Origin of the sequence: Nitrospirillum guaranorum, assembly GCF_034653275.1 — a bacterium.
Classification (GTDB): domain Bacteria; phylum Pseudomonadota; class Alphaproteobacteria; order Azospirillales; family Azospirillaceae; genus Nitrospirillum.
The window spans coordinates 453,980-474,426 of sequence record NZ_JAYEES010000002.1 but is presented as its reverse complement, the minus strand read 5'-3'; the positions used below and the strand labels follow the sequence as shown (position 1 = coordinate 474,426).

15 protein-coding genes are annotated in these 20,447 nt (G+C 67.1%); 8 read left to right on the top strand and 7 right to left on the bottom strand.

The window, feature by feature from the left end; genetic code table 11:
* Positions 1-4 precede the first annotated feature (4 nt).
* From UAJ10_RS07735 to UAJ10_RS07720, 4 genes are all read right to left on the bottom strand, one after another.
* Positions 5-502 carry a hypothetical protein gene (locus UAJ10_RS07735; RefSeq protein ID WP_322914806.1) on the bottom strand — a complete coding sequence of 166 codons (498 nt, stop codon included), beginning with the start codon at positions 500-502 and terminating at the stop codon, positions 5-7.
* Between the two features lie 71 nt (positions 503-573).
* Positions 574-2,190: a hypothetical protein gene (locus UAJ10_RS07730; protein ID WP_322914805.1), complete on the bottom strand. Its 1,617-nt coding sequence runs from the start codon at positions 2,188-2,190 to the stop codon at positions 574-576.
* Positions 2,191-2,634: 444 nt separating this feature from the next.
* The gene (locus UAJ10_RS07725) at positions 2,635-2,886 is read right to left on the bottom strand and encodes a hypothetical protein (protein ID WP_322914804.1); all 252 of its coding nucleotides are present in this window, start codon (positions 2,884-2,886) and stop codon (positions 2,635-2,637) included.
* Entirely contained in the window at positions 2,883-3,293 is a 411-nt protein-coding gene (locus UAJ10_RS07720; RefSeq protein ID WP_322914803.1) for a hypothetical protein, read from the bottom strand. The genes UAJ10_RS07725 and UAJ10_RS07720 overlap by 4 nt, the downstream gene beginning before the upstream one ends.
* Positions 3,294-3,893: 600 nt before the next feature.
* On the opposite strand from UAJ10_RS07720, the gene UAJ10_RS07715 reads away from it, so the two are divergent.
* The 3 genes from UAJ10_RS07715 (at position 3,894) to UAJ10_RS07705 (ending at position 6,957) form a co-directional block, all read left to right on the top strand.
* A complete protein-coding gene (locus tag UAJ10_RS07715) occupies positions 3,894-4,580 on the top strand; it encodes a response regulator transcription factor (RefSeq protein ID WP_322914802.1) in 687 nt (228 codons plus the stop codon).
* A gap of 213 nt (positions 4,581-4,793) precedes the next feature.
* Positions 4,794-6,128 (top strand): sensor histidine kinase, encoded by a 1,335-nt coding sequence (locus UAJ10_RS07710; protein ID WP_322914801.1) that lies wholly within the window; start codon positions 4,794-4,796, stop codon positions 6,126-6,128.
* A gap of 151 nt (positions 6,129-6,279) precedes the next feature.
* A complete protein-coding gene (locus UAJ10_RS07705; RefSeq protein WP_322914800.1) occupies positions 6,280-6,957 on the top strand; it encodes a Fe2+-dependent dioxygenase in 678 nt (225 codons plus the stop codon).
* Positions 6,958-6,970: 13 nt separating this feature from the next.
* Here UAJ10_RS07705 and UAJ10_RS07700 read toward each other — a convergent pair whose 3' ends face one another.
* Positions 6,971-10,000: a DUF748 domain-containing protein gene (locus tag UAJ10_RS07700; RefSeq protein ID WP_322914799.1), complete on the bottom strand. Its 3,030-nt coding sequence runs from the start codon at positions 9,998-10,000 to the stop codon at positions 6,971-6,973.
* Between the two features lie 131 nt (positions 10,001-10,131).
* Positions 10,132-12,507: a beta propeller repeat protein gene (locus UAJ10_RS07695; protein ID WP_322914798.1), complete on the bottom strand. Its 2,376-nt coding sequence runs from the start codon at positions 12,505-12,507 to the stop codon at positions 10,132-10,134.
* 281 nt (positions 12,508-12,788) lie between these two features.
* Here UAJ10_RS07695 and UAJ10_RS07690 point away from each other — a divergent pair, with 281 nt between their 5' ends.
* Positions 12,789-12,950 carry a hypothetical protein gene (locus UAJ10_RS07690; protein WP_322914797.1) on the top strand — a complete coding sequence of 54 codons (162 nt, stop codon included), beginning with the start codon at positions 12,789-12,791 and terminating at the stop codon, positions 12,948-12,950.
* A gap of 289 nt (positions 12,951-13,239) precedes the next feature.
* Positions 13,240-13,815, top strand: coding sequence for a manganese efflux pump MntP (locus UAJ10_RS07685; RefSeq protein ID WP_322914796.1), 576 nt, complete (start codon positions 13,240-13,242; stop codon positions 13,813-13,815).
* A gap of 8 nt (positions 13,816-13,823) precedes the next feature.
* On the opposite strand, the gene UAJ10_RS07680 is transcribed toward UAJ10_RS07685, so the two are convergent.
* The gene (locus UAJ10_RS07680; RefSeq protein ID WP_322914795.1) at positions 13,824-14,834 is read right to left on the bottom strand and encodes an adenosine deaminase; all 1,011 of its coding nucleotides are present in this window, start codon (positions 14,832-14,834) and stop codon (positions 13,824-13,826) included.
* A gap of 219 nt (positions 14,835-15,053) precedes the next feature.
* Here UAJ10_RS07680 and UAJ10_RS07675 point away from each other — a divergent pair, with 219 nt between their 5' ends.
* The 3 genes from UAJ10_RS07675 (at position 15,054) to UAJ10_RS07665 (ending at position 20,428) form a co-directional block, all read left to right on the top strand.
* A complete protein-coding gene (locus tag UAJ10_RS07675) occupies positions 15,054-17,174 on the top strand; it encodes a multicopper oxidase family protein (RefSeq protein ID WP_322914794.1) in 2,121 nt (706 codons plus the stop codon).
* Positions 17,175-17,924: 750 nt separating this feature from the next.
* Positions 17,925-18,707: a sulfotransferase family protein gene (locus tag UAJ10_RS07670; protein WP_322914793.1), complete on the top strand. Its 783-nt coding sequence runs from the start codon at positions 17,925-17,927 to the stop codon at positions 18,705-18,707.
* A gap of 32 nt (positions 18,708-18,739) precedes the next feature.
* Positions 18,740-20,428 (top strand): methyl-accepting chemotaxis protein, encoded by a 1,689-nt coding sequence (locus UAJ10_RS07665; protein WP_322914792.1) that lies wholly within the window; start codon positions 18,740-18,742, stop codon positions 20,426-20,428.
* Positions 20,429-20,447 lie beyond the last annotated feature (19 nt).

Here is a 20,447-nt window from a genome sequence, read left to right as displayed (position 1 = left end):
TTGATCAGGCCCGGCCCACCTTGGCCGGCGCGGCCTGCGGCGCGTTCACCAGGGCGTCGGCATGATCCAGCAGGTGCTGGCGGATCTGGCGGCCGCTGAGTCCGGTGTCCGTCAGGCTGTGGCTGTTGAACACGGTGCGGTCGCTGTCGCCCCGCCGCAAGCCGTGGGCCCACAGGTAGAACTCGCCGGTGGCCGCCTCCATCGCGATGTCATCGAGGCCGGCGCCCAGGCGCTGCATTTCCGCCGGGCTGAGTTCCGCCACGAAGATGATGAAGCGGCGCACGGACTCGTCATTCTCGCGGTTGATGCGCAGGATATGGCGGATGCCCTGCTCCATCAGCGCGTTGATGCTGGTGCCGTCCAGCGCCGCGCGGATCTTGATCTGCCGCAGCAGGTCGGGTTCCAGGCGGAAGGTGGTCATCACCCGCTGATCCTTAAGCTTGGCGTTGGCTTTTTCCGGCATGACGGTCTTGGCTCCTCTTCGGCGGGCGGTCCCGTCCATCAAGCTTTCATGATGGCATCGGGGCCTGGGAAAAGGCCCGGCCCCCAAGGGAGCCGGGCCCGGTGATGGACTTAGAACGGGTAGAAACGGAAGGCGCTGTAGACCACCGTGTCGTCGGTGCTGGGGCTGCCGCCGACGCCCTGGAAGGCGTCGCGCCGCAGGTATTCCGCCTGCATGCCGAATTGCATGGTGCCCATGTTGCCGTGGTAGAACTTCCACCAGTAGCCGGCGGTCACTTCGCGGATGGAACGGGTGTTGCCGGTGCAGGCCAGCGACGAGTTCTCGGTGTAGCAGCCGGTGTTGACCGACAGGGCGTTGCCGTAGCCGTAGGCCTTGCCGGCCACGGTGAAGGCCTTGCTGTCCGCCTGCTCCAAGCCGTAGTAGGCGTACAGATCCCAATCGGCGTCCGGGTGGGCGACCAGGCCGGCCAGGGCCGTGACCTCGGTCAGCGGCGATAGGCGGCCGTAGGGGTTCACCGTGACGTCCGGCAGGCCCGAGGAGGCGTAGCGGCCGACACCCTGGCCGATCATCGTGCTGGCCTGGAAGTCCAGCACCTTGGGCATCAGGGGCAGGACGGCGGCGGCACCGACGCCCCAGCCCGTCTCGGTGTAGTTCTGGCCGGCGACGCGGCTCTGGAACTCACGCGCCAGGCCGAACACCTCATAGTGGCCGTAACCCGGCTCCGCCGCGAACTTCACGACCAGGTCGGGCGCGATATCGGTGGAGTAATTGGCGGTCGCGTTCAGCAGCGAGCCACCGGCGTTGGTGTTGCTGTTGGAAACCAGCGAGGTTGAGCCGTTGATGGAGGCCTGCGGGCCTTCAAGCGCGATGGCCAGCCAGTACTTCCTGTCCCAATCCTTGGTCGCGCGGAAGGTCCAGGCGCGGGTCCAATCGAAGCCGACGGCGTACTGCGCGTCCGGACCGGCCGGCAGCAGCTCGTTGCGCGGGGTGATGCCCGTCCCCAGCTTGTCGGTGGTGACCAAGCTGAAGGTCTGGCCGGCCAGCAGATGCCAGCCGGTGTCGTTCCAGTCGGCCGACAGGAAGCCGTGGCGCATGCGCGGCACGTAGCTGTTGCTCTGGCCGCTGTTGGAGGTGGTGCCGGCACCCAGGAAGTCCGCCTCGAAATAAGCGCCCAGGTGGGTGTCGGGACCGACGTCGGTTTCCGCCAGCAGCGACAGGCGACTCTGACGGGCGCTGCCGCGGAACTCGTCACGATCATAGTTGGACGAGTTCTTGAAGGGGATGCTGTTGTAGGGGGTGGCCATGTCCGCCGTCTCGTTGCGAGACCGGTAGATGGTGGCCGCTTCGATGAAGCCACCGAAGGTCAGCTTCAGGCCCTTGCCCAGGCGCAGGCTGTTGTCCTTGGGGTCGGTCACCTTCTGCTGCTGGGCGATCTGCGTGGCGGCGGTGGCCGCCTTTTCCGCGGCCGCGCGGGATTCCACCACCGCCTTGGCGTTGGTGTCCTGCTGGGTCGCCAGCGCCTGCAGCTGGGACTGCAGCGCCTGGATCTGCTTGTTCAGGGCGTCGATCTGCGCCTGGGTCGCCACGATCTGGGTCGGGGTGGCGGCGGTGGCGGCAGCCGAGGCGGCCTTCTTATGCTTCGTGGTGCTGGCGGCCTCTTCCGCGCGCGCCGCCGTCGCCGCACTCATCAGGGCCGCACCCGTCAGGGCGACGCAGGCCGTGGTCATGAAGGCGGCACGCGCGAGGGCGCGGCCTTTCCGGATCTGATGCGGCGGATGGGTCCATCCGTTCCACGCTTCAATAGACATTACTGTCCACTCCCATCAACTGATTAGCTTCTTATCCGCACCCGGACAGGCGCGATGGCCCTTTAAAGCAGTTGTCGATTGAAGAAATGTGGCGGTCGACTAAATGATCTTTTAGCTAACTAAATTCATTTTTAAGATCAGACGAGCGATGTTCGGCCGCACGGACAGCCACATGCCAATATACATCACGATATACTGCTATATTACTATCTGAAGACCGCGCCCCGCCGCCGGGTTTTCTGGGGGATGCAACCGGCAGCGGGGCGGGCCGACAGGCCCTGGGTGGTTTTGCGGGGGCCACCCGGGCCGTACGGCGGATCCCCAGACAGGCGGGACGGGGATCCGCCGATGGCGGGAAGCGTCTTAGTTGATGGGCACCAGGGTCTGGGTCATGGCAGCGTCAAGGTTGTCGACGCAGCGGGCATGTTCCCCCGTGCCTGGGGTGAAGCCGACCTCGGCGCAGGCGCGGTTCTCTTGCGCCAGGCGCTGGGTGGCGAAGGAGGGCCCGGCGCAGGCGGCCAGGCTGCCGCCGATGCCGCCAACGAGGGTGACGGCAGCCAGGATGGCGGCCCAGTGGGCCTTGACCAGGCGGGGGCTGATGGCGATACGGGTCATGATTTAGTTCCCCCGGCGACGTCGATCGGGTTCTGTGAGGAGTGATAGGCGGCGACATGGGTGGCCTGGCCCAGGACCTTGTCGCGATAGTTCAGCACGCACATGGCGTAGTCCGGCGTATCCGGGGTAAGGCCCTTCTGGCTGCACGCCGACTGACCGGCCAGGTTGGCGGAGGCCTCCGCCCGGTTCGTGGCGGCCTCAGCCAGCGATCCCGTCAAGCTGTCCACGCAAGCGGCGTAGTCGGTGTTGGGTGCCGTCAGGCCCATGGTGTCGCGGCAGACGCGCTTCACGGTGTCCAACTGGGTGGCGGGGACTGTCGCGGCATGGGCGCAAGCCGCCACCCCGGCCCATACCAGCAGGGCCAATCCGGCCTGCTGTACTTTGGCATTCTTCAGTATACGCTGCATCTTCCACTCCAACCGTCAAGTGAATGACTGATGGATCGAATGTTATCGCCACGGACTCGCGCCACAACTAAAGCTTAGTTTATTTATTAAAACTGATTTTAGATTTTCAATACACTGAGTCAATCAACTTACCAATCATTGGCGGCACACAATCCAGATGACAACAATCATTTTGTCGCAGCAAGCGGCATGTGGAAAAACTCATGCGAGATTATCGGATGTTTTTACATCTAGATATCATGATATATTTTTACACAGGACAATAACCAGGCCATTAACAGGGTAAATACCTACCACGGCGCCCGAACGGCCAAAATTATAATTTTTTTTAAAAATTGTTCGTCATTTTTAATTGGCGGCATTAATCAAACGAGCTGAGAGTCGCGGCGGCACCGTCCCCGTCAAAGGACCGCCGTCGTCCGTTTCCCGCCCCTGCGGTATCGCCGCGTTCACCATGTTTGGTGGTTGCCACCGGCACGCCCTTGGCGGATGGTCAGGCTTTCGCCTTGGACGCGCCCGCGCCCGGGGCACTGGCGTAACGGCTGATGACGGAACCGGCGGATGGACATCGACACATTCGACGATCAGGGATGGCCCCCCGTGACTTCCAAAGCTCACATCCTGCTGATTGAGGATGATCGGGAAACCGCCGATGAGATCATCCGCGACATGGCCGACCGAGGGTACATGATCAGCCATGCCGACAACGGCCGCGTCGGCCTGGAGCGGGCGCGCGAGGGCAAGTACGATCTGTTAATCCTGGACCGCATGCTGCCGGAGGTGGACGGCCTGTCCGTCATCAGCCAGTTGCGGGCGGAAGACGTGCCCGTGCCCGTGCTGTTCCTGAGTGCGCTGAACGACGTGGACGAGCGCGTGCGCGGCCTGAAGGCCGGCGGTGACGATTACCTGACCAAGCCCTTCGTGCTGTCGGAACTGTCCGCCCGGGTGGAAGCGTTGCTGCGGCGGCCGGCGGAGCCGCGCACCACCCGCCTGCGCGTGGGCCCGCTGGAGCTGGACCTGATCAGCCGCGAGGCCAACCGCGGCGGTCGGCCGGTGGAACTGCTGCCGCGCGAGTTCAAGCTGCTGGAGTACCTGATGCGCCACCCGGCCCAGGTCATCACCCGCGCCATGCTGCTGGAAGATGTGTGGAACTACCGCTTCTCGCCCCAGACCAACTTGGTGGACGTGCACATCGGCAAGCTGCGGCGCAAGGTGGACGCGCCCGGCGACTTCCCCATGATCTACAACATCCGCAACGTGGGCTTCGTTCTTCGTGAACCTCAGTGACATCGGCGGTATTTGATCGTGACCGCTCAAATACCGCCCTGTGCGCCCCCGGCCGGGCGCCGCCGCGCGGCGGCCTGGCTCGCGCGCCTCACAACGCGGCCTGTCGGCCGGCAGGCCCTGGCACCCCGCTCCCATGACCGCTGGTACGAGATAGCCCGGACCACCAGTTTCCGGCTGGCCGTCGTGTTCGCCTGCTTTTTTGCCGGATCGTCCTTGCTGTTGTTCGCCTTCATTTACTGGCGGGCCACGGTGTTTGAGACCAATCGCATCGACGCCCTGATCACCGAGGACGCGCGCACCCTGGCCAGCGAGGACCAGGACGCCATCCTGGCCCTGATCAATACCCACGTGACCGGTGACTTCCACCGCGTGGGCTATGCCGCCCTGTTCGCGCCCAACGGCGGCCGCATCGCCGGCAACCTGGAAGAGGTGCCGCCCGGCCTTCCCATCGACGGCAAGGTGCATGTGGTGCGCGCAGCGCGCACCGACCTTCCGGCCATGGGTGCCATCGACGTGCGCCTGGCGGCCCTGCGCATCGCCAATGGCAACATCCTGGTGATCGGCCGCAACGGTCAATACATGGTCGTCCTGCGCGAGGTGGTGATGCACGCCCTGACCATGGGCGCCATCCCTGCCATGGGCCTGGCGCTGGGCGCCGGCATGTTCCTGGCCTGGCGGACCCAGCAGCGCCTGAAGGAAGTGCACCGCGCCGCCGAGCGCATCATGGGCGGAGAGGTGCATGAGCGCCTGCCCATCGCCGGCGTGGGCCCCCGGGACGAGCTGGACCGCCTATCCCTGCTGTTCAACGGCATCCTGGATGAGACGGAACGCCTGCTGGGCGAGATCAAGGCCACGGGTGATGAGATCGCGCACGACTTGCGCACCCCCCTGACCCGCGTCCGCGCCCGGTTGGAGCGCACCCTGAAAGGCGACATGGGGCCGGAGGAGATGCGGGAAACGGTGGGCAAGGCCATCGGCGGCCTGGACCAGGCGCTGGCCATCATCACCGCCCTGCTGCGCATTCGCGAGCTGGAGAACAGCAAGCGCCAGCGCGGCTTCACCGTCCTGGACCCGGCCGAGGTCCTCCTGTTGATCGAGGAGCTGTACCAGCCCATCGCCGAAACCAAGGACATCACGTTCACGGTCGACATCAGGCCCGTGCCGCCGATGTTCGCCGACCGCGACCTGCTGATGGAGGCGGTGGGGAACCTGGTGGACAACGCGTTGAAGTTCACGCCCCCCGGCGGCCGGGTCACCCTGGCGCTGGGCCCGCGCGAGGGTGACGGCGCCACCGTTATACGCGTGGCCGACAGCGGCCCCGGCATCGCGGCGCACGAGCGCGACCTGGTCTTCTCCCGCTTCTACCGCTCCGACCGCACCCGCCACCTGGAAGGCACCGGCCTGGGCCTCAGCCTGGTGGCCGCCATCGCCCGGCTGCACGGGATGGCGCCACGGGTGGGCGACAACAACCCCGGCTGCGTGGTGGAGCTGGTGGCGGAGGGGGCGATGGCGCCCAGAGCGCCCATTCCCGCCGCCACGGCCGTTTGAGCATCCGCCCGCCCCCTCCTCTGCCCGCCCCCTCTGCCCGCCCCCTCTGCCCGCCCCCTCTGGCCGCCCCCTCTGCCCGGTTGCCAGTGCCTGAGCCAACGGGCAAGGTGACCGCGCCTTAAGAAGACGAACGCAGGGATGCCGCGGGCCCATGATCACCATCTTCCCGAATGTCCTGAGTCCCCAGGAAATCGGCCAGTTGCTGGCGGGCCTGCGCGGCACGCCGTTCGCCGACGGCGCCGCCACGGCGGGGGAGCAGATCCGGCAGGTGAAGAAGAACCTGCAATTGCAGGCGGGAATGCCGGGCTATGACAGCGCCTTCCGCACGGTGGTGCGTGGCATCGAGCGCTGTGAGGATTTCCGCCGCGCCCTGTTCCCCCTGCTGATGGCGCCGCTGGCCTTCAACCGCTATGACGAGGGCATGGAGTACGGTGCCCACAACGACATGCCGGTGATCAACACGCCGGACCGGGGGCCCATCCGGGCCGACATCTCCTTCACCCTGTTCCTGTGCGATCCAGCGTCCTATGACGGCGGGGAACTGGTCATCGACCAGGGCGGGCACGAGCAGGGGTTCAAGCCGGCGGCGGGGTCGCTGGTCGCCTACCCGTCCGGCGCCATCCACCGCGTGGCCAAGGTGACGCGGGGCATCCGCATGGCCGCCGTGGGCTGGCTGCAAAGCATGATCCGCCGGCCGGAGCACCGCTCCATGCTGTATGACCTGGGCCAGGCCCGCACCCACCTACACACGCTGGAAGGCAAGAGCGCGCAGTTCGACGCCCTGGCCCGCATCTATGCCAACCTGATGCGCGAATGGACGGAGTTGTGAGGTTCCGGCCACTCTAATCACCCGTGCTCGCCGCCTCCAGTTTCAGGGGGATCAATCCTTCCCCGTCCACCTTCGCCTGGACTTCGCCCCGCAGGCTGAGCCGCTTGGCATCCAGGGTGGGCACGCGCTGCTTCAGGGCGCCGGCCACCGCCGTCGCCCGGGCCTGCGCCAGGGCTTTCAAGGCTTGTTCCGCCACCGGTTCGGTTTTGGCGACACGGTCGTGCAGGGCGGTGACATAACCCGTCTCATCCAGAACGGGTGCCGGTGGCGCCTTGGCGCCGGGGGCAGCCGCGGGTGTGCGGGTGAAGGAGTCGCGCAGCGGCGGCAGTTGGTCGGCGCCCAGGCGCTCACTGAACCGCGCCTCCAGGAACTGGCGCTGGCCTTCCAGGGTGTAGTGGTCGGCCAGCGCCTGGGCCATGCGGGCGTCCAGCGCGTCGGCCTGCAGCTGGGCCTTGTCCGCGTCCGGCGCCACGACGCCGGGCACGACCAGGACCAGTTGCGGCCGGGCACCCAGCGCCTGGGCCAGATGGACGATCTTTTCCTGCTCCGGCGGGGCAAGGTCGGCGCGGCCGGGGGCGAAGTCGATATGGTCCAGCTTGTCCGCGTCCGCCCCGTCGAACAGGGCCGCCAGGGCGCGAAAGGGGGCGGTGACCAGATTGGTCAGCAGATCGGCGGCGGCGGCGCGGATGACGCTGCCGATGTCGAAGCGGGGGTCGTTGATGTTGCCGCTGACCGGCAGGTCGACATTGATCTTGCCCTCATCATCCTTCAGCAGGGCGATGGCGAGGTCCAGGGGCAGGTCCAGCGCGCCGGGCACGTCCACCCGGTCGCCCAGCTTGATATCGCGGATGACGACGCGGTTGGCGCCGTTCAGCGCGCCGCCCTTGACCAGGTAGTGCAGGTCGACGTCCAGGCGCCCCCGGGCGATGCGCCGGCCGGCGAACTTCACCGTATAGGGTGACAGGTCGGGGAATTCGACGTTGCGGAACAGCAGGTTGACATTGGAATCGCGACCAGGGTCGAAAGGCACGAGGCGGCCGTCGATGGTCACCTGGCCGAAGTCGCCCACCTGGCCGCGCAAGGCCAGACGCGAGGATGCCGTGGCGCTGGAACTGAGCGCCGCCACCTCGCCCTGAAGGTCGGTGATGTGGGCCGAGAAAGGCAGCGGCAGGGACGCGTCGCCGTAATCGGCCTTGCCGCCCGTGACCACCACCCGGCCCGCGCTGAGCGCCGGCGCCGGGGCGGCGGGGCCGGCCGGTGGGGTGGAGGGCCGCCCGGGGGACTTGTCCCGCACCACCATCAGATGGGTGAAATTGGTGGTCTGGTTGGCCGCCACCTGCAGGCGCAGATAGGGCGCCGCCACGGTGACCTGGGAAACGCGCAGCTCATTGGCCGCCTGGCTGTATTCGAAGCGATCGACGCTCAGCCGGTCCCACGAGACGACGGGGATGCCGCCGCCCTGCTCCGCCACCGCCAATGATCGCACCTCGCCCTTGCCGACCACGTTGAGCCCGCCGGGCGTCTTGCCGTCCGGCGGTGTGAGCGTGATGTCGGCTTCGGCTGACAGATGGCCATCGTTGATGTCCACTCGGGCGCTTTCGCGCACATAGGGCTGGGCGGCGGCGACCGGCAGGTCGGTCAGGGACGCCGTGGCCTCAAGCCTCAGGGCCGGCAGCGCCGTGACCTTGCCCTGCGCCGCCACCTGGCCCCCACCGGACAGCGCCGCCGCCAGGGTGAAGGGGAATGCGGCGCCAACCTGGTTGGAGAGATCGTCCAGGGTGATGTCGATGGGCGTCACCTCCAGCCGCGCCGGCTCATGCAGCGCCTGGTCCTCCACCACCGCCTTGGCCTTGCGCACCTGGACCTTGCCCAGTGTGGCGGTCCATGGCGCCGCGGCGGCCTTCTCCGGTGCCGGCGCGGCTGGCGCCGGATCGCCATTCCCAGCCAGCCAGGGCATGGGGCCGACGCGGCCGTCCGCCTGGCGCCGCACGGCCAGGGTCAGGCCGTCGACCGTGAGGCTGTCGGCGCCAGCGGTCCGTTCCGGCCAGGCCAGACGCCCACCAGCCAGGCGCAGGTCCGGCAGGGTCAGGAAGGGCGTCGCCACACCCGCCTCATGCACCGCCAGGTCGCGCAGCACCACGCCCGCATGGGAGACCGCCAGGGCATAGGTCCCGTCGGCGCGGCGGCTGACCTGATAGTCCAGGTCGGCCGCGAGCGTGCCGGTGGGCACGGTGACCTTGAAGACATCACCGAAATAGCGGGCCGCCAAGGGGATGTAGGGCCCGCGCGCCGCCAGATGGCCGGCGGAGACGATGGGGTTCAGGCCGGATGTGCCCGTCCATTCCAGGGTGGCGCCGCCCTCCAGCCCCACCTGCAGGTGCTGTTGCCCCTGGCGTTCGGGCAGGGTGCTGAGGTCGTTGAGCTCCATGCCCACGGGGCCGACCTTGGTCTTGAACGGCGTGCCCGGCACCTGGTCGGTCACGTCCGCCGCCGCGTTGGTGATGATCAGGTGACGGATCAGCAGGCGCGGCAGACCCTGACCGGGTGCGTCGGCCTTGGCCTGGTCATCACCGGAGGCGGCGGCCTGGATCAGGCGCCCGATGTTGGTGTCGGTCTCGCCATACCGCACCAGGGTGGCCTTCAGGCCGTCCAGCTGGATGTCGTTGACGCCCCAGGCCCAGCGCAGCAGGCCGCTGGGCGCCAGGCGCACATACAGCCGGTCGAAGCCCAGCAGCGGGCCGCCGTCGGCCTCCGTCAGCCGGAAGCCGCGCAACTCCACGCTGAGGGCGTAAGGGTTGATATGCACCTCGTCCAGTGCCGCGGGGCGTTGGAAGGTTTTCTGCGCCACATCCACGATTTCGCGCCGCAGCACGGGCGGGGCGACGAAAAAGCCCATTAGCGTGTAGAGCGCCAGAATGAGGACGGCCCAGAAACGCTTGCGCTGCACGGTCCACCACAGGCGGGGCCCACCCAGGCGCTGACGGCGGATGAAAGCGCCGGCGCGGTGGCGGAACGAGGACGGGGTGGTCGGCGGGGTCGGCATGGGATGGGGTCCTGCGGCGTTGACCCCATCCTATAATGGCAAAGCTGCAAGGGATACGGGCTTGGTGTCGTCCGGCCCTACCCAAACGACACCAACCCTTTGGGTTAGCTTACGATTCCCAAGCTGTGGCCTTATTGGGGATCGCCGTAGACGATCCCCCGGCCGTGGGTCCCGACATAGACGCGGCCGTACCTCTTGGGATCGCCCGACACCTGCAGGATCAGACCCCACTGGTGCTGGTCATCGTTCACCCGCACCCAGTGACGCCCGGCATCGTCGGAGCGGAAGATGCCCCGCTGATGGTCGACGGTGCCCACCAGGTAAAGAGCGGCGATTTCCGCCCCAGGGGCCGCCCTGCCGAAGCCGAAGGCGTGCAGTTCCTCCACACCGGGCATGCGGGTGAAGGCCCCGCCGTCGGCCGTGCCGTGGTAGAGCCCATCGAAGGCGGCGATCCACAGATCGCCCTTGCGGCCCGGCGTGGCGTACAGGGCGTCCTGGCCGCCGCGCGGGTCGCCCCGGCCGTTGCGCACCGCCGCCGGCGCGGGCGGGCCGTTGGGCAGGGTGAAGGGTCGCGCCTGGAAATGGGCCGCGCGGTCGGTGCTGACGTACAATTTCCCGTCGAACAGCGACAGGGCATAGAAGGTGTCGGGATCCACGGCGTCGCCGATCACCCGCACGCCATCCGGCAGACCCTGGGCGGAGGTCCAGGTGGCGCCGTGGTCGGTGGTGACGAAGGCGCCGGACACCAGGCCTTCCTTCGCCCCCTGCGGCGTCCATACCCAGGTGGCGCCATCGGCGGAGACGGCGACCTTGCCGCGCTTGGCCTCCGGCATCGGCATCGCCGCCGGCTTCCAGCTGCGGCCGCCATCCAGGGAATAGCCGATGTTGGGCGCGGGATAGCGTTCGTCATGGATGCCCACGCGGACCACCACGCCGGGGTTCAGCGGCGCCGACACCACGCTGTCGGTGTTGCCGAACAGGGGCGAGGAGGCGGCACCCTCCGGCGCCGGCTTGTCCAGGTCCCAATGCACGAAGCCGCCATAGTCGCCGATGGCGGAAATCAGCGGGGCGCCCTGAGTGGGGCTGTTGAAGGCCATGCCCACCGTTTCCTCGATGCCGGTGCTCATCACCTGCCAGTGGCTGGGCCGGCCCTGGTCCACGGCGCCCAGGTCGAACGTCTCCCACCCGCCGTAGCCGGTGGTGAACATGGCGTGATCGGGGTTGGCGGGATCGATCTCGATATCGAACAGCCAATGGATGGGCGTGGGCTTCACATAGGGCGCCAGGCCGTAGTCATAGACGCCGCCGTTCTTGCCGTCGCCCTTGGGGCCGCCGAACACGCCGTGCCAGGTCTTGCCGCCATCCAGGCTGCGGAAGATGTCCTCGCCCAGCCCGGGATAGGACCCGGGCTGGCGATGCCGGTCGAAGGAGCTGGCGATGAGCACCTTGGGATTGTGCGCGTCCACGGCCACGGCGGCATAGCCGAAGGCCGCACCCTTGGCGGCGTCTGGCTTCTCTGGCGTGATGTCGGTCCACTTGCCCCGCCGGGTGTCCAGCTTCCACACGGCGCCGTCGGTCATGCGGGTGGGGCCGGGGCTGCTGCCGTAAGAGATGTAGAGCGTGCCATCGGCCGCCAGCGCGGCGCGTGTGGGGCGGTTGGCGGTGGGCTGGCCCGGCACGGGCGCCCAGGTCCGGCCGCCGTCGGTGCTGCGGAACAGGTTGTCCCGCCCCTTCAGCGAGGCGCCGACGTAGATCGTGCGGCTGCCCTTGCCGTTCTTGTCGGCACTTTTGGGGTCGAAGATCACGAACACCAGGCCGGCCCCGCCCCGCGCCCAGGGCGACACGCCAGCGGCGGCCTCCTTCGACAGGTCTTCCGTCACGTCGGGGAAACCGGCCACGCGCGACCAAGTGGCCGCGCCGTCGTGGCTGACCCACAGGCCGTCATGGCGGGTGCCGAGGTAGAGCGTATCCGGATCGTTGGGATCGACCGCAAGGCGCTCGCCATTGCCACGGCCGTTCTCGTTGCCGCCGAACTTGATGGGCACGTCGACGCGGCGGAAGGTCCGCCCCCGGTCGTCGGAGCGCACGATGGCGCCGGTGGGCGCCATCGGGTTGGTGTAGGTGCCCAGCGCCATGTAGACACGGTCGGGGTTGCGCGGGTCCAGCGCTATGCTTTCCACACCCATCAGGTTGGTGTCGGCATAGGACACCCAGTCCAGGAGGGGAATCCAGCGCTTGGCCCCCTCGTCCCAGCGGTAGGCGCCGCCCATGTCGGTGCGGGCATAGCGCAAGCCGGGCACGGTGGGGTGGAAGATGATGCCGTCGACGAAGCCGCCGCCCACGATCTGCACGTTCTTCCATTGATAGGGCACCTGCCCCGTCAGCACCGGGCCCTGCGGCGTCGACGGCGTGGCGGCGACCGGCGGCGCCGTCCGATTGGTGTCGGCCTGGCAGCCGGCCAGCGCCAGGGCCGCAACCGTGGCGAGCAGCAGGCGTCGCGCCCGCATGGAATGCGAGTTTCCTGTCATGACAGCGTTCCCAACCCCATTTGTAATCGTTTTCTGAGCCACTGTTGCCCAAGTTACCGGTAACATCAAGGATGCCAATCAAGTCCCGAATGTCGCAGCCACCGGGAAGGGACGGGCGTTCGGCGCGGACGAGGATCACCCCGAGCAGGGAACCGCCATCAAATCTTCACGGCCTGTCACGGCATTGGCACGGGACGGTCGCTGGCATACCCCCGCATCATCCTGGCGTCCCCGGCAGGATATCATGTGAAAGGAAGCCCATGCCCACCCCTACGCCGCCGTCCCCCACCGCTAGCCAACCCGGTACCAACGGCCCAGCCAAGGTCAATGACCGCCATGTCGATGAGTTGCTGGACGAGGCGCTGGAGGAAAGCTTTCCCGCCAGCGACACCCCGTCGGTTCCGCCATCGCGTGAATCATGACCGGATTATTGTGCGGTGCGAAAGGAGCCTTGACAGGGCGCCTCGCCAGCCGTTAATCACCGCCCATCATTGGGGAGTAGCCGCCCGCCGATTTTGAGCGGGCGCCGCGTCAACAGACTTGGGCTCCGCCGGTGCCTCACCGGTGCGGACCATGGCGCGTGCGACCGATCCGCCCCCGCGCGGATCGCTGGCGAGACCAGTGGCATGTCGCGTCCGACCTGGCCGGGCCGGGCGCGCATCGCTGCTGTCGTCCGCCTGGCCTGTCGTATTGCCGCCCCCGAGGTCCCCCATGCCCATCACCACGTCCTTCGCCCTGGCGTTCAGCCTGTCCATGGACGCCTTCGCCGCCTCATTGGGCAAGGGCGCCAGCCTGAACCGCCCCGGCGTGCGCGAAGCCGCGCGGGTGGGCGCCTATTTCGGCCTGTTCGAACTGGCCGCCCCCATCCTGGGCTGGGGCCTGGGTCTGTCCTTCGCCCACTACATCGAGGCCTACGACCACTGGATCGCCTTCGGCCTGCTATTGGTCGTGGGTGGCCGCATGGCCTGGCTGGCGTGGAGGAACGGCGATGAGGACAAGCCCAAAGCCGATCGGCATTCGCCCCTGGCGCTGGCCATGACCGCCATCGCCACCAGCATCGACGCCACCGCCGTGGGCATCACCCTGGGCTATATGAACGTCGACGTGCCCACCACCATCGCCCTGATCGGCCTGGTGACCTTCACCATGGCATTCGGCGGCGTGATGCTGGGCCGCGCCGCCGGCCCCGTGCTGGGCCGCTGGGCGGAGGTTCTGGGCGGCCTGGGCCTGGTCGCCATCGGCGCCAAGGTGCTTTATGACCACACTCTTGGTGGCTTAGGCGGCTGATCCTTCGGTTACGGCGCTGTGGCGCCCAGCTTGTCAAGATGTGGCGCCTGGGCCGCGGCGTCCAGGAAAGAGCCGGTGATGCTGTTGCGGGCCAGCCGCACCAGATGCCCCCGGTCCAGATCCAGCGCGGCCGCCACGCGAACGTAGTTGTCCAGCAGGTAGCCGCCGAAATAAGCCGGATCGTCGGCGTTGACCGTGGCTTTCAGCCCCAGGTCCAGCATGCGCCGCAGGGGATGCGCCTCCAGATTGGGCACAACGCAGAGCTTGAGGTTGGACAGCGGGCACACCGTCAGCGTCGTGCCCTGGTCCACCAGCCGCCGGGTCAGGGCCGCATCCTCCAGCGCGCGGTTGCCGTGGTCCAGCCGGTCCACGCCCAGGATGTCCAGCGCCTGCCAGACGTAGTCGGGCGGCCCCTCCTCGCCCGCATGGGCCACCAGCTTCAGTCCCCGCTCGCGCGACGCCTGGAACACCCGGGCGAACTTCGACGGGGGGTTGCCGACCTCGGACGAATCCAGGCCGACGCCGGCGATGCGGTCCAGATAGGGTTCCGCCGCCTTCAGGGTGGCGAAGGCCGATTCCTCATCCAGGTGGCGCAGGTAGCACAGGATAAGCTTGGAGGTGACGCCCAGCTCCCTTTCCGCCGCCGCCATGCCGGCCAGCAGGCCGTCGGCCACGACCTGGAAGGGAATGCCCCGGTCGGTATGGGTCTGGGGATCGAAGAAGATCTCGGCATGCACGCCACCATCGGCCGCCAGCCGGCGGAAATAGGCCAGCGCCAGGTCATGGAAATCCTCCTCCGTGCGCAGGACCTGGGCCCCCTGGTAATAGATGTCCAGGAAGTCCTGAAGGTTCGTGAAGGCGTAGGCCGCCCGCACCTCCTCCACCGTGCGGAAGGGCAACGCCACGCGGTTGCGGCGGGCGAAATCGAACATCTGCTCCGGTTCCAGGCTGCCTTCGATGTGCAGGTGCAGCTCCGCCTTGGGCAGGCCGCGGATGAAATCGGAGAGAGGGTCGGTCATGGGGCGGCCTTTCGAGGTCACGGGGAACGGCCAGTGTAGCCCCGGCGCCGCCACCGGCAACAGCCCTTCCCGCGGCGCCGTTAAAAGAACGGCTACATCCGAAGAGGGTATATCACTACATGGCACCCGTTTAACGGGTGGATTGATGCTACGCATCTGCTAGATTGCACCCCAATAACTCAACCAGAGGCGGCACAGGCCGCGAAGAGGGGGTGGAGCATGCAAAGATATCCGACGCGCGGCGCGTCATTGACTTGGGCCTTGGGGGCCGGCGTCGCCGCCCTGGGCGTGGTATTGCTGGGGAGCCAGCCGGCCACGGCGCAGAGCACCTTCGCCAACCCGCCCTCCCTGCCGCAGACGGCACCGGCCCAAGGCTCGGCCAACGTCCCCGGCCTGCCCAAGGCGCCGTCGGCCGTCAGCCTGGCCACCGCCCCGGCGGCGCACGCGGGCAAGGAGCGGGCGTTCGACCTGCATATCAAGTACACCGACGCCGCCCTGTATGACCCGGGTGAACAGCGCTACCAGCGCGTCCACCTGCGCAGCTACGTCGGCACCGGCGTTTCGCCCGGCACACCCTATGTTGCGCCGGAGATCGACGTGACGCCGGGCGACACGGTGCGCGTCACCCTGCACAACGACCTGCCGCCCGATCCCAGCTGCACCGACCACAGCATCCCGGTGGACCAGCCGCATTGCAACAACGGCACCAACCTGCACTCGCACGGCTTGTGGGTCAGCCCCACGGGCAACAGCGACAACGTGCTGATCTCGCTGAACCCGGGTGTCAGCTTCCAGTATGAGTACAACATCCCGGCCGATCATCCGGCCGGCACCTTCTGGTACCACCCGCACCGTCATGGCTCGACCGCGCTGCAGGTGGCCAGCGGCATGGCGGGCGCCCTGATCATCCATGGTGACCGCAAGCCCACGCCACAGGTGAACGGCGACCTGGACACCCTGCTGGTTGGTCCTGACGGCAAGGCGTTCAAGGAACGTACCCTGGTGTTCCAGCAGATTCAGTATTACTGCCTGGACGACAATGGCCAGCAGACCTGGAACTGCAAGGCCAACCAGACGGGCATCATCGAGAGCATCGCCAATTTCGGGCCCGGTTCCTGGCAGCAATCCGGCCGCTGGACCAGCATCAACGGCGTGATCATGCCCACCTTCACCGACGCCCAGGCGGGCACGGTGGAACGCTGGCGTCTGGTCCACGCCGGCATCCGCGACACCATCAATGTGGAGTTCCACAAGATGGTGGACACCACCGCCGCCACCGCCCGCCCCACCAAGGACAGCATGGGCAACTTCATCGACACGGTGTGCACCGGCCCAGCGATCCCCTACCAGGTGGTGGCCGCCGACGGCCTGACCATGGGCAATACCCTGACCAACACCAACACCGTCCTGCAGCCGGGCTACCGCTATGACTTGCTGGTGGTGTTTCCCCAGGCCGGCAATTACTGCGTGACGCAGAAGGCGCAAACGGCCGGCAACTCCGTCAGCCGATCCGACACGCTGCGCACCCTGCTGGGGGTGGTGACCGTGCGCGGCGGCACGCCCACGGCCACGCCCACGCAGACCCTGGTGAACACCCTGGTCGCGTCCGCCCAGCGCACCATGCCGGCCGACGTGCGCACCCAAATCATCGCCGACCTGACCGCCAAGGACGGCATGAAGCTGACCCGCTTCGTCCCCCACCCCACCATCACCGACGATGAGGTGAAGGGCACGGCTGAAGAAGACATGGTGTTCTATCTGGGCCCGGGGGTGCCGGATGATCCCAACAAGCAGCCCTATACCGGCCTGACCGCCACCAAGTTCACCGTGGCCAACAGCTTCGACATGGTGCAGTACGACGGTCAGAATTGGGTGCCCAAGGGCACGTCGCCCTATGACCCCGCCCGGGTTGATCGCAAGCTGGTGCTGGGCACGGCGCAGCAATGGGAACTGCGATCCTACAGCATCAGCCACCCCTTCCACATCCACGTGAACCCCTTCCAGATCGTCGCCATCTATAACGACAAGGGTCGGGACGTCAGCCTGCCCGGCGCGGTGGACGATGACGGCGACACCCAGTTCGCCGGCCTGAAGGGCGCCTGGAAGGACACGCTGTGGGTTAAGACCAACGACAGCGCCTTTCCGCCGCCCGGCTTCAAGCCCGACCCGAACCCGCCGATCCATTATTACCGCCTCATCGTCCGCACTCGCTACGAGCGGTACATCGGCGAATTCGTCCTGCACTGCCACATCCTGGACCATGAGGACCAAGGCATGATGCAGAACGTGGAGATCGGCATCAGCGACGGGGCCGGCGGCTTGGCCCACGCCCATCACTGAACGATCCCGTTCCCGCACCTTCTTTACAGCGGCCCAGCCCCATGGCTGGGCCGTTTTCCTTGGCCCCCTTAAGATGCGGCGCCACTTGAGCCATCCTCATGAGTCGCCGCCTGAACGGCCCGCCGCCGCCCGGACGCCAGCGCCCAAGGATTCCAGGGATTTATGCGAAATAAGGCCGGTTTTTGCGAGGAGGCGTCGACTTGACGTCCACACGCCAAGTCGTATTGGTTAATTTCGCGGCCTCTTTCCAGAAATTATCCTGGAAATTCAACCGACAGCCTACAAGGATAGGCACCCGCGGAACATCAATATAAATGCAACATAAACGTATTATGATCGCATTTGATCTTTATTTATTATCCAAAAGTAGATGTCTACTACGCTAATTTTCACATTAATATTGCCTTAAGACTCCCCGTCCTATTCTTTGGGTTAGGGCCTTGACTTGGGGCGGACGGGATGCCGCCACGGGACCACCGGCCTTTATCCTTGGCGGGGAAAGAAATGGTCGCTTTCTATAAGCAAATCATAGATTTAGACAGGCTTGCGGAACTGGTGGAAGCGGATGACGCCGCCCTGGGAAAGGTCTGCCTGGCCTCCGATGGGCGATATCAGCTCAGGGAATTCCATTTAGACGGCTTAACAAACCAGGTCGCCTCCTACCTGGCTGCCGGCTTCGGCGGTCGGACGGAACAGGATTTCCCTCACCTGACCTGTGCCTGGGGACGGGCCCGTGTCGGTTCCACGGCCATGGCCAACCTGTTCGGCGTGGCCGGCCTGCCCTCCTACTACCAGCCGACCAAGGCGGTCATGCGCCATGTGCTGGCGGCCGACCGTCCCGGCCCCTGGGCCATTCCCCTGGCCGACCAGGCGCCGCACATCTTCTGCAAGGATGTGGCCGGGCCCTATCTGACGGCGGAATGCCTCTATATCCCGCTGCAGATGCTGATCGAGGCGGGGTATCCCGCCAGCCGCCTGCACCTGGTGATGCTGGACCGTGAGCCGGTGCACGCCCTGGCGTCCTGGCTGCGCAAGTGGTCGCACCGGATCAGCCGCGACCAGTTGCTGGAGAACTTCGTCATCGCCACCCTGAACGCCATGCGGGTCGAGAACTACGCCCGGCGGCAGGGCGTGCCCGTGACCCACTACGTCCATGAGGCGGCGCGGCAGCCGGTGCTGTCGGCCGCGGCCCTGTTCCACCGGCTGGGCCTGTCCGATTACTTCACGCCCGAGACGGTGACCTGCTGGCAGCGCATGGACAGCCTGGACGACAGCCAGTCCCGCATCCTGTTCCCGGTGGAGCCCGAGGCCTACGCCGCCCCGGGCCTGCACCAGCAGGCGGGCGGTATCGGCTGTTACGCCTACCAGGACCGGGACCGGGGGGCGGTCACGGACGCCGACCTGGACCTGCTGTGCCGCCATGGCGTGGATGAGGTCTATGCCCGAAGCGCGGCCGCCTGCGCCCGCGACCTGGACCTGCCCCGCGGCCTGTTCCGCGACGACGGCACCCCGTCCGCCGCCGCCGTCGCCTGACCCCCCAACGCCCTCGCGCGAGAGATTCGATCATGCTGAACAAACTGAAGATTTCCCACCGGCTGGCGCTGTTCATGCCCATGCTGGTGCTGGCCCTGGGCCTGGCCGTCAGCTTCGCCCTGACCACGCTGCGCCACACCCTGACCGAGGACCGCAAGGAAGAGCTGAAGCAGATCCTGATGGTCACCCGCGGGGTGGCGCAGAACTGGTACGACCGCGAGCAGTCGGGTGAGCTGACCCGGGCCCAGGCGCAGAAGGGCGCCCAGGACGACATCCGCAAGCTGCGCTTCGGCAACGGCGAGTACGTCTACGTCAACCAGTACGACGGCCTGACCGTCGTCCACATCAAGAGGGAGTTCGAGGGCAAGAACCGCATGGACTTCAAGACGGCCGATGGCGTCGAGACCGTGCGCCTGGGCATCGAGGCCGCCAAGCAGGGCGGCGGGTCCTTCACCTACACCTACCCGCGCCCGGGCAACAAGGGCGGCCCCGCGGAGAACTTTCCCAAGATGACCTACAGCCTGGGCTTCGAGCCGTGGCAGTGGGCCCTGGGCACCGGCATCTACGTCGACGACATCGACGATATCTATCATGATATATTGATTGATATGCTAATGCTGACCGCCATCGTGGTGGGTGCCGGCGGCCTGGTGGCCTACCTGCTGGCGCGCAGCATCGCCAAGCCCCTGAAGCTGATGACGGAGCGCATGGGCCGGCTGGCCGACGGCGACCTGACCGTCGACATCCCGCTGCTGAACGACCGCCATGAGATCGGCCGCCTGGCCCGCGCGTTGGAGGTGTTCAAGCGCAACGGCCTGCGCAACGCCGAACTGACCCAGGCCCAACAGGCCGAGCAGCAGGAGAAGCTGCGCCGGCAGGAGGCGGTGGAGGCCTCGCTGGCTGACTTCCAGCAGCGCACCGCCCGGGTACTGAGCAACGTGGTGCACGCCTCGGAAGACGTGCGCAACCACTCCTCCGGCCTCGCCGACATGGCGACACAGAGCCGCGGCATGGTGGAAATGGCCAACCACGCCTCGGCCGAGACCACCGGCAACGTGCAGATGATCGCCAGCGCCGCCGAGGAACTGGCCGCCGCCGTGGGCGAGGTCAACAGCCAGGTCACCCGCTCCACCGACATCGCCGAGCGGGCGGTGGCCCAGGCCGAGCAAACGGGCGTCACCATGCAAGGCCTGGCGGATGCGGCCCAGAGCATCGGCAACATCATCCAGGTCATTCAGGAGATCGCCGGCCAGACCAACCTGCTGGCGCTGAACGCCACCATCGAAGCCGCCCGCGCCGGCGAAGCGGGCAAGGGCTTCGCCGTGGTGGCCAGCGAAGTGAAGACCCTGGCCAGCCAGACGACCAAGGCCACGGACGAAATCCAGGGCTACATCACCGGCATCCAGCAGGAAACCACCCGGGCCGTGGAGGCCATCGGCAGCATCGCCACCGTGGTGGGCGACATGCGGACGATCGCCACCGCCATCGCGTCCGCCATGGAACAGCAGGGCGCCACCACCTCGGAAATCGCCCGCAACATCAACCAGGCCGCCATGGGCACCCAGCAGGTGTCGACCAACATCGTCGGCGTGGCCGGGGCGGCCGAACAGACCAGCCAGTCGGCCAACGCCCTGCACACGGCCTCGGAAGCCCTGCGCCAGGACGCCGATGCCCTGAACGCCGAGATCACCGGCTTCTTCGCCCGCCTGCGCGCGATCTGAGACCCGTTACGGGGGAGGA